Genomic DNA, 14,377 nt, shown 5'->3' with positions numbered 1-14,377 from the left:
TCGGATGCCCTGGACGCGACGGCGCCCGAGCTTGCGGCCCAGAACCCGGCCGACACGCACCGCTATTTGCGCCCGGCGCCGCTTAATCTGTCCGCGTCGGCCAGGATCGAGCGCATGGCGTCGCCCGCCGATTGGCCGTCGCGCGCATAACCGCCGCGCTCCAGCGTGGCCTGCAGCGCCTTGCGCGCGCGCGACACCCGGCTCTTCACCGTGCCGACGGCGCATTGGCAGATTTCCGCAGCTTCTTCATAGGCGAAGCCGCCCGCGCCCACCAGGATCAGGGCCTCGCGCTGTTCTTCCGGGAGCGACTTCAGCGCCTGACGCAGTTCGTCCAGCGCCACCGGCGCCTCGGGGTCGTCTACGGCGATCAAGGTGCGTTCGGCGGCTTCCTGGTCCAACTGGGTCTGACGCCACGAGCGGCGCTTTTCAGAATAAAACTGGTTGCGCAGGATCATGCAGGTCCAGGCCTTCATGTTGGTGCCCATCTGATAGCTGGCGCGGGCGTCCCACGCCTTCATCATGGCTTCCTGAGCCAGATCGTCGGCGGCCGTCGGGTCGCCGGTCAAGGTCCGGGCGAAGGCCCGCAGATGAGGGATCAGGGTGACGAGTTCAGCCTTGAACGCGTTGTCGTCTGATGACGAGGGTCGGGCGGCGGGGGTCGTGGTGGTCACTGCCCCTCCTTGGCGGATGCGCCCTGATCGGCGCGGCGAAGGATTTCCAGAAATTCGTCCGGCACGGGCTCGTTGACGACTTCGTCGAACATATGGCGCAGCTTAACGCCGATGGCCTGTTGACGCAGACGGACCTCTTCGAGATCGCGTTCGTCCGAGTTGGACCCGCTGATACGCGCGGGGGTGTCCTTAGGTTCAATCATGGAGTTTCCGGCCGCCGCCCAAGCCTTGTGAAGTCGTTCATAGAGACGCAAAACGCCGCCTCTCCAATAGAGTTCCTACGCCGTTGCTATTTTATGCTCAAGCTGGACGAAGCTCACGGAACCGTGGCGTCTCTGATACGTTAAGGTCCGTCTAAGCCCGTCTCGTCAGTGGAGGCGGGCGCAGTCGGGGATCTACATATGAGCCTTTTGGCCAGACTTGCGCCGCATCTGCCCTATGTTCGCCGTTACGCGCGCGCCCTTACCGGCGATCAAAGCACGGGCGACAACTATGTCCGCGTCGCGCTTGAAGCCCTGGCGGCGGGCGAGCGTCAACTGCCCGCCGACATGACGCCGCGGGTGGCGCTCTACCACGTCTTCCACACTATCTGGTCGAGCACCGGGGCCCAGCTGGAAAGCGGCGGCGTCTCCGAAGCCGACGACGCTTCTCGTCGGCTGATGCGCATCGCGCCCCAGTCGCGACAAGCGTTCCTGTTGACCGCGCTGGAAGGCTTTACGCCGTCCGAGGCCGCCCAGATTTTGGCCGTCGATCCGCGCACGGTCGAGCGCCTGATCTCTGAAGCTCAGTCCGACATCGAAAGCCTGGTGAAGGAGTTGGGCCACCGGGTCACCGGCACCGCCACCACCCACGACGAGGCCGTGGACGCCGTTTCGCGTCACGCGCCGGGACTGGTTCTGGCGGATATCCAACTGGCGGACGGCTCTTCGGGCATTGACGCGGTCAAGGACATCCTGCGCAAGTTCGATGTTCCGGTCATCTTCATCACCGCCTTCCCGGAGCGGCTGCTGACCGGGGAACGGCCCGAGCCGACCTTCCTGATCACCAAGCCCTTCCAGCCGGAAACGGTGAAGGCGGCGATCAGCCAGGCGCTGTTCTTCCATCCCTCGCGCCAGAAGGCGGCCGCCTGATCCACGGCGGCGCCCCCGACGCCTTTTTAGGGGCTCCGCTGCTGCGGAGCCCCTTTTTGCTGGTGCAAGATCAGGTGGCGGGAGAAGCGTCGACCGGCGGCGGCGCCGCTTCCGGGCCGGCGCTGCGGGCGGTGCGGTCGGCATCCACGACCGGCGGCGGTTCAGGCGTCATGCTGGCCTCCTCGGAGGTTCGACGCAGGCCGGCGTTGTTGACGGCCCATATGCCCAACAGCAACACGGCGGCCGCCCCCGCCGATACGATCAGCAGCATCAGGATGCGACGCCCGCCGCGGCCCTGGCGCACATATTGGGCCTCCACGGGGTGGTGAGTCTCTACGGCGTCGGCCGAGTGCGAATGCGGGTCTTGATGGGTCATGGGCTCGCCTCCTTGTCGCGGTTTGAGAACCTGTAGGGCCAACGTCGCCGTCGCTCGGCCGTTCCTTCGACGCTAGCCCGTCGCCCGGGTCGGGAACCGAGTCGCAAGTCCGTCGTTATTCGGTCGCCGAGGGCTATTCCCCGGGCCGACCTGACCGTCGGTCTTCGCCCTCGCCTCATTCTCGATGATGCGACTCCTGGCGGATCCTCAAAAAGGGTCCGCCTTCTTTTTTGCTGGGCGGTCACGCGTCTGCGTTCGGCGGCTTGCTCTGCCAGCGGGAGGCGCCACTATGGGTCCTGAAAGAAAACCCTGATGGGAGACAGACTGATGAGCTTGCGCAACCGGCAGTGGATCCTGCGTCGCCGCCCGCAGGGGCTGATTCAGGATGGGGATCTGGAACTGGTCGAAAGCGTCGTGCCTGATCTGAAGGACGGAGAGGTCCTGGTCCGCACGATCTATCTTTCGATCGACCCGACGAACCGCACGTGGATGAACGATTCCGAAGGCTATCTGCCGCCGGTGGGTCTGGGCGACGTCATGCGCGGGCTGACGCTGGGGGTGGTCGAGCAGTCGCGCGGCGAGCGGTTCAAGGAAGGCGATCTGGTCACGCCTCTGTCCGGCGCCTGGGCCGACTACGCTGTCGTGCCCGAGGCGGGGCTGCGGCCCGTCCATCGTGCGCCGGGCCTGCCGCTGACCGCCAACCTGTCCGTGTTGGGCATGACCGGGATGACGGCCTATTTCGGCGTCACCGACGTGCTGAAGGCCAAGGCGGGCGAGACCCTGGTGATCTCGGCGGCGGCCGGGGCGGTCGGCTCCATCGCCGGCCAGGTGGCCAAGCAGCGCGGCTGCCGCGTCATCGGCATCGCCGGCGGCGCCGAGAAATGTCGCTGGCTGACCGAGGAGCTCGGCTTCGACGGCGCCGTCGACTACAAGAACGAGGATGTCGGCGACGCCCTGGACCGGCTGGCTCCCGACGGCATCGACCTCAATTTCGAGAACGTCGGCGGCGACATCATGATCGCCGTGTGGAACCGGCTCAAGGTGCACGGCCGCATGGCCGTCTGCGGCCTGATCTCGGCCTATAACGCCACGCGGATGCCGCCTTCGCCCAATTTCTCGCGCATCATCACCCACCGTCTGAACGTGCAGGGCTTCCTGGTCCTCGACTACGCGCACCGCGCCAAGGAGATGATCGCCGAAATGGGGCCTTGGCTGGCCGACGGGAAAATTCAGTGGAAGGTCCACGTCGATGACGGTCTGGAAGGGGCGGTCGGCTCGCTGAATCGCTTGTTCACCGGCGACCATGACGGCAAGCTGATGGTCCGGGTGTCGGAGGAGCCGGCGGCCTGAGCGAGGAACGACCGCGCATGACCGAACCTCTGCACGTCCATTTCGAGGATCTTGAGATCGGCCAGGTCATTCCTCTGGGCGCCTGCGCCGTGGATGCGGCGGCGCTGGACCTGTTCGCCGAACGCTTCCTGCCGGGGTGGGACGTCGCCTATGGCGCGCCTGAAGCGATGGTCTACGCCCTGTGGAGCCGTCTGTCCGCCGATCGCATGGGCGGCTGGGCGGGGTCCAAGACCCTCGCGGTCGACGGGCTGCGCTTCCTGCGCAATCCCCCGGCGGGCGAACTGCTGCGCGGCCGGCTGACGGTGATGGGCAAGGATCCGGTCGGCGACGAGAAGGGCGTGGTCATCGCCCAGCAGGACATGCTGGACGAGGCCGGACGGCTGGTCTTCTCCTGCCTGACCCGCGCCCTCGTGGCCCGCCGCTAAACCCATCTCCTGACAAAAAACGCCCCGCCAGCAGTCTGACGGGGCGTCTTCATTTCATTGTTCATCGGGCCGTCGCGCGAACGTGCGTCGGGCCAGATTCAATCAAGCGTTGGCGGCGACCGGTTGCTGGGCGGCGCGGGTCAGGGCCATGGCGATCAGGCGGTCCCAGCCCAGCAGCGACACCAGGTGGGCGTAGATCTGGCCCAGGGCGCCGTTGTCGCGCAGTTCGGCCAGCTTCTCGACCGGCAGGGCCTTCAGCTTGTCTTCCGACACGGCGAAGTATTCGGCGATCTTTTGCGGCGCGCCGGCCGAGCCGTCGGCGTTGCGCGGGGTGAAGGTGGCTTCACGCACCTCGAACAGGTCCAGTTCCGTCAGCAGGTTGATGAAGGACTCGGTGCGCACGCGCTCCTGCTCGAAGTTGTTGCAGAACTCCATGCCGAAGTTGACGTAGCCGCTGGGCTGGCCGTTTTCGAACAGCGGCGTCTCGCCGCCTTCGACCACGAAGGGGGCGGCGCGGTCGATGCACAGCACCATGCGCTTCTGCTCTTCGTCATTGGCGAAGACGAAGGGATAGCGGCGGACATAGGCCGGAATATAGGCGTCGGGGCGGAAGTCGCCGTTCTCGATGAACAGGTTCTCGCCCTGGTTCAGGCCCATGGCGGCGACGGGCTGCTTGGCGTCGCCGACGAAGATGACCGGATAGGACAGGGCGGCCGGGGCGAACTCCGTCACCGTCAGCGGCACGACGTGGGTCTGGGCCACGAAGGCGTAGGGTTTGTCCGCGGGCGTCACGCCCAGCTTGCCGTGCACGTCGGCCGACAGCGGCTCCGGCTGGGAATAGAACAGGACAGTGCCCGACAGGGGGCTGTTCGCTTGGGTGGCGTCGGTCATGAAATAGGGTCTTCTGAACAGAAAGGACGGCTCTTCTAGCCCATGCCCGAGGCCGCCGCAAACGCCGCGGTTTGGCCACAATGGGGCCTGATCGGGCCTGCGGCGCGCGGTCCCGGTTGCGGCGCGGCTCAGGACCCCCTAGCTCTAGCTCATGGGCGACGCCTGCGATCATGATCACATCGACAGCCGACCCGGCGCCGCCGAGGTCGAACGGGCGATCGCCGCCGTCGAGGCCCGCTTTTCGGCCGACGGCGACCGCATGACCGCCCCGCGCCGCCGCGTGCTTGAACTGCTGCTGTCGGCCGCCGAGCCGGTCAAGGCCTATGACCTGATCGCCCGTTATGGCCTCGATGGTCAGGCCGCCAAGCCGCCGACCGTCTATCGCGCCCTCGAATTCCTTGAGAAGCGCGGGCTGGCCCACCGCATCGCCTCCATCAGCGCCTATGTCGCCTGCACGGCCGACGCCTGCGCGCCGGGCGGCCATGCGGCGGCCTTCCTGATCTGCGACTGCTGCGGCGCGACCGAAGAGGTGGCGGTTCCCGGCGCCGATGTGATCGCCCAGGCGGCTGCGAACGCGGGCTACGCGATCGACCGCACCACGATCGAGGGCCACGGCCGGTGCGGCGCCTGCCGCATCGCGGCCTGATCCGGATGGACGCCCTGGCCCTGTCGGCGCCGCGCCGGATCAGCGTGCCGATCGACAATCGCTGGGGCGCGGGCGACATGGCCGTGCTGGACTTCGGCGATCCCAAGCGGCCGGTCGACCTGATCTTCGTCCACGCCAACGGCTTCAACGCCCTGACCTATCGCTCCGTGCTGCAGCCCCTGTCGGGCGCGCTGCGCATCTGGGCACCGGATCTGCGGGGGCACGGCCGCACGCGCCTGCCCGCCGTTCCCGACGGCCGCCGCAGCTGGAAGGATCATCGCGACGACCTGATCTGTCTTCTGGAGGCGATCGACGGCCCTCCTGTCGCCCTGGCCGGCCATTCCATCGGCGGGACCAGCGGCCTGATGGCCGCCGCCGAGCGCCCGGATCGGGTCTCGCGTCTGTTGCTGCTGGACCCTGTCGTCTGGCGCCGCGAGATGGTGTGGGCGATGAACCTGCCGCTCGCGGGCCTGCTGTCCCAGCGCTTTCCCATCGTCGCCAACACCCTGCGCCGCCGCGCCCTGTTCGACAGTCGTGAACAGGCGATGGGCGCCTATCGCGGACGCGGCGCCTTCAAGGGCTGGCCGGACATGATGCTGGCCGACTATCTGGCTGATGGTCTGGTCGAGACCGATTGCGGGCTGGAGCTGGCCTGCGCCCCGGCGTGGGAGGCCTCCAACTACGCCGCCCAGGCGCACGACCCCTGGCGGGCCCTGGCGAGCTATCCAGGCGCTGTGAGAATCCTCAAGGCGGAGACAGGCGCCCTGTGCGCCGTCGCCCCGTCGTCGCGCCGCCCGAATGTCGAGGCCGAGACCGTGGCGGGGGGCGGCCACCTGTTCCCCATGACCCATGCCGAGCTGACGCGCGACGCCCTGCTGGACCTGGCGGTCTGACAGCCGCGCCATTCGGTGCTAGGCCTTGGCGGCGATGACCTCCGCCGCCCTGACCTCATCCTCCGACACGGACTGGCCGCGCCTGCTGCTGGGGACGCTGATCGGCGCCGTGCTGGGTCTGCTGTTGCTCGGCGTGGTTGTGGCGGCCTGGTGGCTGGGCGTGGCGCGGCACGATCTGCAGCGCCTGACCGCGTCTCAGGGGTTGGAGGCGCGGCTGGAGCAGGCGGCGGGTCCCGCGGCCTTCGGCCTGACCCCCGTCTATGTCTACGACCCGGACGGCGCGGGGCGGGACTGGGTGGCGCAGACGGCGCCGCTATGGGAGGCGCACGGGCATGAGGTCCGCGCCATCCCCGTCGGCGCCGATGAGGCGCTGGAGACGGATTTGGCCCGCCTGGCCCATCGCTGGGCCGAGCCGCCGCGCAGGCCCTTGATCCTGTGGCGCGACGGCGAGGATCTGGTTCTGTGTCGTTGCGACAGCCCCCGCGCGCGAACCCAGGCGCGACAGGCGCTCGAGGCCTCGTCGTCTGACGCAGAACCCGCGCTGACCGCCCCGGCTTCGCCGCCGTCCGCGCGCCGACCGCCCCTGCCGCCGACGCCGAAATATCCGACGCTGGGCCCGCCGCCGAAGACCGAGGCGAGCGCGCCGCCGCCGCCAGCAGCCGCCGCTCCAGCACCGCGCGCGACCCCGACGCCGCGGCTGCCGGGCGATCCGGCCCCGGCAACTTCCGCACCGGCCGCGCGGGCGACGCCGCCTGCCTCAGCCCCGGCGCCGCGCCGCGAGCGTCCGCCGCGCCGCACCGATCCGCCCGAGGCTCGCCGCGACGCCGACAGCCTGTTCTTCTAAAGGCCTAGTCCAGCCGGGCGCAGGCGTGGATCAGCCGCTCGACGTCTTCCTGGCTCTGGTACAGGCTGAAGCCGAAGCGGATGACGTCGTCGCGCACATCGGCGATGACGTTCATCTCCTGCAGGGCCGCCTTCCAGCGCGGGGCGTCCGCGTGACGCAGGGCCAGGAAGCGGGCGCGCGGGGCCTCGCCGTGGACCGGATTCAGGATCTCGGCCTGTGACAGGGGGCCCGCTTCTTCGGCTTGAACCGCCGCCTGGAACCGCGCCTGCAGGCCGCGCGCGTGGTCGGCGATCATCGCCGTGGTCAGGCCGTGCTGGTCCAGCATCGCGCGCACGGCGTTGAAGCGGTAAAGGGCGCTGGCGTCGAAGGTGGCGCCCCAGAAGCGGCCGCCGTCGGTGCGGTACTGAACCCCGCCGGGCGGGCCTTCCAGATGGCCGAACTCGGCGAACCAGCCGGTCACGACGGGGCGGGGCCCGAAGCCAGGCGGGGCGTGCAGGAAGCAGGCGCCTTCGCCCGCCATGGCGTACTTATAGCCGCCCGCCAGATAGAAGATCTTGTCCGCCACGGCCGAAAGGTCGGTCGGCGTGGCCATGAAGCCGTGATAGCCGTCCACCACGACCCACGGTCCGGCCGGGGCGGCCAGGTCCGCCAGTTCGGCGATGCGCTCGAACAGGCCGCCGGTACGGAAGAAGACCTGGCTGACGAAGATCAGGTCGTGCCCGCCCGCCCGCGCCGCCGCGACGAACCGCTCGGCGAAGGTCTCGAACGGGGCCAGGGGCACGCGGGTGACGACGGCCTGACCGGCCTCTTCCCAGCGTTCCGACTGGCGGCGGAAGGAGTGGAACTCGCCGTCGGTGGCCAGGATGCGCACCGGCGCCGTGTCGACCGCCGAGACGATGCGCAGCAGGATGTCATGGGTGTTCGGCGCGAAGATCAGGCTGTCGGGCGAGGGCAGGCCCAGCTCGCGCGCGACGTGGCCTTGAGCCTCGGGGATGACCTCGCCGAAGATCAGGTCCCATTTGCGATCAGCGAAGCGGTTGGCCTCGGCCCAGGCCCGCACCTGGCCGTCGAAGCTGGCGTCGGGCCACAGGTGGTGGCTGTGGGCGGCGAAATGCAGGCGTTCGGGGTCGAGGCCGAGCGCGCGCGAGAACAGGGGCTTGTAGTTCATGAGGGTACGCTAACCCGCATGGCGGCCGGCGTCACCGGGCAAAGAAAAAGGCGGGCCGCCTTCGCGAACCCGCCTCTCTCAACTCAGTCTTTCGGCGCTCAATCCGCGCGCGTCAGCGCGCCTTTAAACCAAACTACCGTGGCAGTGCTTGAACTTGCGGCCCGAGCCGCAGGGGCAGTCGGCGTTGCGGCTGGTGCGCTCCCAGTCGGCGGGCAGGGCCTCGACCGGCAGTTTCGAACGATCATCGCCGGTCAGCATGCCTTCCGGGTTCTGGGCCATCGGGTTGGCCATTTCGTTCTCGCCGGTGCCGGGGTTCAGGTGGATTTCCTGGAACTCGGGCATTTCCATCGGCGGCGGCGCCTGGAACTGGAACTCGACCGTCATCAGCCAGCGCGTGACGTTGTGGCGCAGGTCGTGCAGCAGCGTCTCGAACAGGTTGAAGGCTTCGGTCTTGTACTCGTTCAGCGGGTCCCGCTGGCCGTAGCCGCGCAGGCCGATGACGCCGCGCAGGTGGTCCAGGTGGACCAGGTGCTCGCGCCACTGCATGTCGATCATCTGCAGCATGAACTGCTTTTCGAGGCCGCGCGTCTGATCGGCGCCGATCAACTCCAGACGCTCGGCGGCGCGGGCGTCGGCGGCGACGGTGATGCGCTCTTCGATCTCTTCGTTGGAGACGCCTTCTTCGGCGGCCCAGTCATGCAGCGGCAGCTCCAGGCCCAGGGTCGAGCGGACCTTTTCGTCCAGGCCGTCGATATCCCACTGCTCGGCATAGGCCTTGGGCGGCATATAGCGTTCGACCAGGTCGTTGATCACGTCGCTGCGGAAGTCGGCGACCAGTTCCGACAGATCGGTGGAGTCCATGAACTCCTGGCGCTGTTCGAAGACGGCCTTGCGCTGATCGTTCACGACGTCGTCGTACTTCAGCACGTTCTTACGCATGTCGTAGTTGCGGGCTTCGACGCGCTTCTGGGCCGTTTCGACGGCGCGGTTCAGCCACGGATGGCTGATGGCCTCGCCTTCGGCCACGCCGAACTGGCGCATGATGGCGTCCAGGCGGTCGCCGGCGAAGATGCGCAGCAGGTCGTCTTCACACGACAGGTAGAATTTCGAGGTGCCGGGGTCGCCCTGACGGCCGGTCCGGCCGCGCAGCTGGTTGTCGATCCGGCGGCTTTCGTGGCGCTCGGTGCCCAGGACGAACAGGCCGCCGGCGGCCAGAGCCTTCTCCCTGGCGACAGCGATCTCGGCCTTGAACTCGGTTTCCTTGGCGGCCAGCGCCTCGGGCGGGACCTCCATCGCCATGTTGCGCTGTTCTTGGACCCAGCGCTGGATCCGCATGTCCAGGTTGCCGCCCAGCTGGATGTCGGTGCCGCGGCCGGCCATGTTGGTGGCGATGGTCACCGCGTGCGGCAGGCCCGCCTCGGCGACGATATAGGCTTCCTGTTCGTGCTGGCGCGCGTTCAGGACATTGTGCGGGATGCCGCGGCCGGTGACGTACTCGATGTCATAGGCCAGGTCGCCGACCTTCTGGGCTTCCTTCTCACGGCCTTCGTATTCGGGCTTCAGCTTGCGCGAAACCTCGACCTGATAGTCGTAGTCCTTCAGCAGGTCGGACAGTTCTTCGGACTTCTCGATCGACACCGTGCCGACCAGGATCGGCTGGCCGCGCACATAGCAGTCGGCGATCTGAGCGGCGATGGCGCGGTTCTTCTCGGCGAAGGTGCGGTAGACCTCGTCGTCGTAATCCTTGCGCAGGATCGGACGGTTGGTTGGCACTTCCAGGACGTCCATCTTGTAGATGTCAAGGAACTCCTGCGCCTCGGTCGCCGCCGTGCCGGTCATGCCGGACAGCTTTTCGTACAGGCGGAAGTAGTTCTGGATCGTCACCGAGGCCAGGGTCTGGTTCTCGGGCATGATCTTGACGTCTTCCTTGGCCTCGATGGCCTGGTGAAGACCTTCGGACAGGCGACGGCCGGTCATCATGCGGCCGGTGAACTCGTCGATCAGGACGATCTCGCCGTCCTTGATGATGTAGTCCTTGTCGCGCTGGTAAAGGGTGTTGGCGCGCAGGGCCTGGTTGGTGTGGTGGACCAGGCTGACGTTGGCCGGATCATACAGATCGACGGTGTCCTCGGCGAAGTGGCCGCCCTGTTCCAGCATCTGCTCCATACGCTCCGAGCCCAGCTCGGTCAGCAGGGCCTGACGCTGCTTCTCGTCGAGGTCGTAGGTGGCCTTGTCCTTGACCAGTTCCTTCACCAGGGCGTCGACGATCTTGTACAGGTCCGAGCGGTCCTCGGTCGGGCCCGAGATGATCAGCGGCGTGCGCGCCTCGTCGATCAGGATGGAGTCCACTTCGTCGACGATGGCGAAGTGGTGGCCGCGCTGCACCATCTCGCGTCGGTCGTAGACTAGGTTGTCGCGCAGATAGTCGAAGCCGAACTCGTTGTTGGTGCCGTAGGTGATGTCGGCCTGATAGGCCATCTGGCGCTGACCCTGCGACAGGCCGTTGACGATGACGCCGACCTCCAGGCCCAGGAAGCGGTAGACCTTGCCCATCTGCTCCGCGTCGCGGCGGGCCAGGTAGTCGTTGACGGTGACGACGTGGACGCCCTTGCCCGCCAGGGCGTTCAGGTAGACCGGGGCCACGGCCACCAGGGTCTTGCCTTCGCCGGTCCGCATCTCGGCGATGCCGCCTTCGTGCAGGATCATGCCGCCGGCCATCTGCACGTCGTACTGACGCTGGCCCAGCACGCGCTTGGAGGCTTCGCGCACGACGGCGAAGGCCTCGTTCTGCAGCTTGTCCAGGCTCTCGCCGGCCTCGATGCGATCCCGGAAAGTCTGCGTCATCATGCGCAGTTCGTCGTCAGAGAAGGCCTCGAACTTAGGTTCTAGGGCGTTGATCTTCTGGACCTGGGCCTGGAAGGCCTTGACCTTGCGGTCGTTGGAGGAACCGAGAAGTTTCTTGGCGAAGCCGAGCATGGGCGATCCGGGTCAGGCGGTCGAGCGGCTGAAGGCTCTGAGAAAGACAGGTTTCGCCCGGTCGGGAGGCCGCGATCACGCCAGCCCCAGGCCTTCCCTGCAGTCAGGGCGCGCGAAGGGCCGCGCATACGATCGAAAATCCCTCGACTTGGGCGCAGGCGGGACTTAAGCACCGCCCTTACCCCTGTCAACGCGAGGGCCTTTTTAAGGCGGCGCCGCGCAGGCGCGAACGGTCGCCCCGGCGACCTGTCCCCAGACCCTTGCCCGGAGCGTCCGATGCGAGCGCGGCGTCCCCTCACCAGCCTGTTTCTGGTCGCCGCCGTCGGGCTGGCGATGGGCGTGGCCGCCTGCGGGCGCGGCGGCGACGAGGCTGCGCCGGAAAAGAACGACCGGGTGGTGGCCAGGGTCAATGACCGCGCCGTCTGGGCCTCGGACGTGCGGCGCGAGGCGGTGGCGCAAGGGCTGATCGGCGAGGACGACCCGCTGGATGTCTCCTCCGAACTGTTTCGCCGGGTGATGGACGAGGTAGTGGATCAGAAGCTGCTGGCGGCCGAGGCCGAGCGTCGCGGCCTGGATTCCAGCCCGGCCGCCCAGCGTCGCCTGCAGGCCGTGCGCGAACGCATCCTGGGCGACATGCTGGTGGAAAAGGTGGTCTCCGGCGCTGTTTCGGAACAGGCGGTCGAACGCCTCTACGCCGAGCAGCAGCGTCTGGCGCGCGCCACCGAAGAGGTCCGCGTGCGCCTGATCCTGGCCCCGACGAGGGAGCAGGCCGACGCCGTGCTCGGCGTGCTGGGGCAGGGGGCGGCGTTCGAGGCCGTGGCAGCCCAACGCTCCATCGACGACGCCACCCGCTATTCCGGCGGCGATCTAGGCTATTCGACGCTCGACGTTCTGCCGGGGGCCTATGCGACGGCCCTGCAGGGCAAGACGCCGGGCCAGGTCGTCGGTCCGATCCAGACCGAGACCGGCTGGGCCGTGCTCAAGGTCGAAGACCGACGCGTCGAGACGCCGCCGACGCCGGAGCAGGCCCGTCCCCAGATCGTCCGCTATCTGACCTATGAAGGCGTGCGCCAATTGCTCGAGCAACTTCGCGGCAAGGCCGAGGTGGAAATCACCCTGAACGACGCAAAGGCGTCTTCGCCTGCCTCCACGCCCGCCGATAAAGTCACCGTTCCTCCCGCCGCCGGAAACGCCACATGAGCCAGCCGCCCAAGTCCGCCTCGACCGGCAAGAAGATCGAAACCGCCATCGAGAAGGCGCTAGACCCCCTGGCCTCGGCCCTGAAACGCGCGGCCCAGTCGGCCGGGTCGACGCCGTCCAAGGCCGCCTCGGCGCCGGGCAAGCCGGGACTGATGATCTCGCCGCTGGCCGTGCCCTTTCCGGCCATCGCGCCGATCGGCGGGGTCGAGATCGCGACCGCGCGCGCGGGCTTCTACAAGCATGAGCGCGACGATCTGGTGGTCTTTCACTTTCCCGAAGGCGCGTCGTGCGCGGGCGTCTTCACCCGGCACAAGGTCGGCTCGGCCCCGGTCGACTGGTGCAAGCGCCAGCTGGACGCCGACAAGGGCGGCGAAGAGGTCCGGGCGCTGATCGTCAACGCCGGCTGCGCCAACGCCTTCACCGGCAAGGCGGGCGCCGATGCCGCGCGTCGCACGGCGTCGACGTTCGCCAAACGCTTTGGTTGCCGCCAGCGGGACGTCATGCTGGCCTCGACCGGCGTCATCGGCGTGGTGCTGGACGACAAGAAGATCACCGCTCGCCTGCCCGAGGTTCAGGCCGGTTTGAAAGCCGACAACTGGGCCAGGGCCGGTCTGGGCATCATGACCACGGACACCTTCCCCAAGGGCTCTTACGCAGAATGTGAGATCGAGGGCGTCAAGGTCCGCATCGCCGGTATCGCCAAGGGCTCGGGCATGATCGCGCCGGACATGGCGACCATGCTGGCCTTTATCGTCACCGACGCCGACATCGCCCCGCCGGTGCTGAAGGCGCTGTTGAACCTGCACGTCCGCACCACCTTCAACAGCGTCACCGTAGACGGCGACACCTCCACCAATGACACGGCGCTGCTGTTCGCCACGGGCGCGTCCGGCGCGCCGCGCATCGGCCGCGTCGGCGACCGCCGCCTGAAGGAATTCTCGGCGGCGCTGGACGCCGTCATGCTGGATCTGGCTCACCAACTGGTCAAGGACGGCGAGGGCGCGACCAAGTTCGTCAAGGTGATGGTCGAGGGCGCCGCTTCGCCCGCCTCGGCGCGCAAACTGGCCAAGTCGATTGCCGACAGCCCGCTGGTCAAGACCGCCATCGCCGGCGAGGACGCCAACTGGGGCCGCATCGTCATGGCTGTGGGCAAGACGGAGGAGGCGGTCGACCGCGACCGTCTCGCCATCCGCTTCGGTCCCCACGTCGCCGCCGTCGACGGCGCCCCGTCGCCTGACTACGACGAGGCGGTCATGAGCGCCTATATGAAGAACGACGAGATCGACATCACCGTTCATGTCGGCTCGGGGCGCGCCTCGGCCACCGTCTGGACCTGCGACCTGACCAAACGCTACATCGAGATCAACGGAGACTACCGCTCGTGAGCGAGACGCCCGCCGTTCCCACCGTCCTCGTCGTCGCCGTCGCCCTGATCGATCCGGACGGCCGGGTGCTGATCGCCAAACGCCCCGAGGGCAAGCAGTTGGCGGGTCTGTGGGAATTCCCCGGCGGCAAGGTCGAGCCGGGCGAACGGCCCGAGACGGCCCTGATCCGCGAGCTGAAGGAAGAACTGGGCATCGACGTGAAGGAGGCCTGCCTGGCCCCCTTCGTGTTTACCAGTCACGCTTACGAATCGTTTCACCTGTTGATGCCACTATATCTGTGCCGGCGCTGGTCCGGCATGGTCGAGGCGCGCGAGCATGCGGGCCTGGCCTGGGTGAAGCCGGACAAGCTGTCGGCTTATCCCATGCCTCCGGCCGATGAACCGCTGATCGCCTGGTTGCGCGATCTGCTCTGACGGGCCGAC

The 14,377-nt window shown here is 67.8% G+C and carries 15 protein-coding genes; 9 read left to right on the top strand and 6 right to left on the bottom strand.

Features of this window, described 5'->3' with window-relative positions; translation table 11 throughout:
- Positions 1 to 62 precede the first annotated feature (62 nt).
- Together DA69_RS11325 and DA69_RS11320 are read right to left on the bottom strand one after the other, a co-directional pair.
- A complete protein-coding gene (locus DA69_RS11325; RefSeq protein ID WP_025976936.1) occupies positions 63 to 671 on the bottom strand; it encodes a sigma-70 family RNA polymerase sigma factor in 609 nt (202 codons plus the stop codon).
- Positions 668 to 874 carry a NepR family anti-sigma factor gene (locus DA69_RS11320; RefSeq protein ID WP_025976935.1) on the bottom strand — a complete coding sequence of 69 codons (207 nt, stop codon included), beginning with the start codon at positions 872 to 874 and terminating at the stop codon, positions 668 to 670. The genes DA69_RS11325 and DA69_RS11320 overlap by 4 nt, the downstream gene beginning before the upstream one ends.
- A 198-nt stretch (positions 875 to 1,072) precedes the next feature.
- Between DA69_RS11320 and DA69_RS11315 the strand changes: the two genes are divergently transcribed.
- Complete coding sequence (locus DA69_RS11315; RefSeq protein WP_025976934.1) at positions 1,073 to 1,801, top strand: response regulator; 729 nt, start codon at positions 1,073 to 1,075, stop codon at positions 1,799 to 1,801.
- A gap of 70 nt (positions 1,802 to 1,871) precedes the next feature.
- Here the strand turns inward: DA69_RS11315 and DA69_RS11310 are convergent, their stop codons facing one another.
- Positions 1,872 to 2,177, bottom strand: a complete 306-nt coding sequence (locus tag DA69_RS11310) for a hypothetical protein (RefSeq protein WP_025976933.1) — start codon at positions 2,175 to 2,177, stop codon at positions 1,872 to 1,874.
- Positions 2,178 to 2,504: 327 nt separating this feature from the next.
- Here DA69_RS11310 and DA69_RS11305 point away from each other — a divergent pair, with 327 nt between their 5' ends.
- Together DA69_RS11305 and DA69_RS11300 are read left to right on the top strand one after the other, a co-directional pair.
- Entirely contained in the window at positions 2,505 to 3,527 is a 1,023-nt protein-coding gene (locus DA69_RS11305; RefSeq protein ID WP_025976932.1) for an NADP-dependent oxidoreductase, read from the top strand.
- Positions 3,528 to 3,544: 17 nt separating this feature from the next.
- Positions 3,545 to 3,952, top strand: coding sequence for a MaoC family dehydratase (locus DA69_RS11300; protein ID WP_025976931.1), 408 nt, complete (start codon positions 3,545 to 3,547; stop codon positions 3,950 to 3,952).
- Between the two features lie 102 nt (positions 3,953 to 4,054).
- Here the strand turns inward: DA69_RS11300 and DA69_RS11295 are convergent, their stop codons facing one another.
- Positions 4,055 to 4,843, bottom strand: coding sequence for a SapC family protein (locus tag DA69_RS11295; RefSeq protein WP_025976930.1), 789 nt, complete (start codon positions 4,841 to 4,843; stop codon positions 4,055 to 4,057).
- 151 nt (positions 4,844 to 4,994) lie between these two features.
- Here DA69_RS11295 and DA69_RS11290 point away from each other — a divergent pair, with 151 nt between their 5' ends.
- From DA69_RS11290 to DA69_RS11280, 3 genes are read left to right on the top strand one after another with little or no spacing between them, the layout of a single operon-like run.
- Positions 4,995 to 5,489, top strand: a complete 495-nt coding sequence (locus DA69_RS11290; RefSeq protein WP_025976929.1) for a Fur family transcriptional regulator — start codon at positions 4,995 to 4,997, stop codon at positions 5,487 to 5,489.
- Between the two features lie 5 nt (positions 5,490 to 5,494).
- Positions 5,495 to 6,382 (top strand): alpha/beta fold hydrolase, encoded by an 888-nt coding sequence (locus DA69_RS11285; RefSeq protein WP_025976928.1) that lies wholly within the window; start codon positions 5,495 to 5,497, stop codon positions 6,380 to 6,382.
- 34 nt (positions 6,383 to 6,416) lie between these two features.
- Positions 6,417 to 7,226 carry a hypothetical protein gene (locus tag DA69_RS11280; protein WP_025976927.1) on the top strand — a complete coding sequence of 270 codons (810 nt, stop codon included), beginning with the start codon at positions 6,417 to 6,419 and terminating at the stop codon, positions 7,224 to 7,226.
- Positions 7,227 to 7,230: 4 nt separating this feature from the next.
- On the opposite strand, the gene DA69_RS11275 is transcribed toward DA69_RS11280, so the two are convergent.
- Positions 7,231 to 8,394, bottom strand: coding sequence for a class V aminotransferase (locus tag DA69_RS11275; protein WP_025976926.1), 1,164 nt, complete (start codon positions 8,392 to 8,394; stop codon positions 7,231 to 7,233).
- 123 nt (positions 8,395 to 8,517) lie between these two features.
- Positions 8,518 to 11,370 (bottom strand): preprotein translocase subunit SecA, encoded by a 2,853-nt coding sequence (secA, locus tag DA69_RS11270; protein WP_025976925.1) that lies wholly within the window; start codon positions 11,368 to 11,370, stop codon positions 8,518 to 8,520.
- A gap of 276 nt (positions 11,371 to 11,646) precedes the next feature.
- On the opposite strand from secA, the gene DA69_RS11265 reads away from it, so the two are divergent.
- Genes DA69_RS11265 through DA69_RS11255 form a run of 3 tightly spaced genes read left to right on the top strand, consistent with a single transcriptional unit; the run spans position 11,647 to position 14,368 of the window.
- Entirely contained in the window at positions 11,647 to 12,570 is a 924-nt protein-coding gene (locus DA69_RS11265) for a peptidylprolyl isomerase (RefSeq protein WP_025976924.1), read from the top strand.
- Entirely contained in the window at positions 12,567 to 13,955 is a 1,389-nt protein-coding gene (gene argJ, locus DA69_RS11260; RefSeq protein WP_025976923.1) for a bifunctional glutamate N-acetyltransferase/amino-acid acetyltransferase ArgJ, read from the top strand. The genes DA69_RS11265 and argJ overlap by 4 nt, the downstream gene beginning before the upstream one ends.
- Positions 13,952 to 14,368: a (deoxy)nucleoside triphosphate pyrophosphohydrolase gene (locus DA69_RS11255; RefSeq protein WP_025976922.1), complete on the top strand. Its 417-nt coding sequence runs from the start codon at positions 13,952 to 13,954 to the stop codon at positions 14,366 to 14,368. The genes argJ and DA69_RS11255 overlap by 4 nt, the downstream gene beginning before the upstream one ends.
- The last annotated feature ends 9 nt before the right edge of the window (positions 14,369 to 14,377 follow it).

It is taken from the genome of Brevundimonas naejangsanensis, from assembly GCF_000635915.2.
Classification (GTDB): domain Bacteria; phylum Pseudomonadota; class Alphaproteobacteria; order Caulobacterales; family Caulobacteraceae; genus Brevundimonas; species Brevundimonas sanguinis.
The sequence above is the reverse complement of the archived record's forward strand: the minus strand, read 5'-3'. Positions and strand labels throughout refer to the sequence as shown.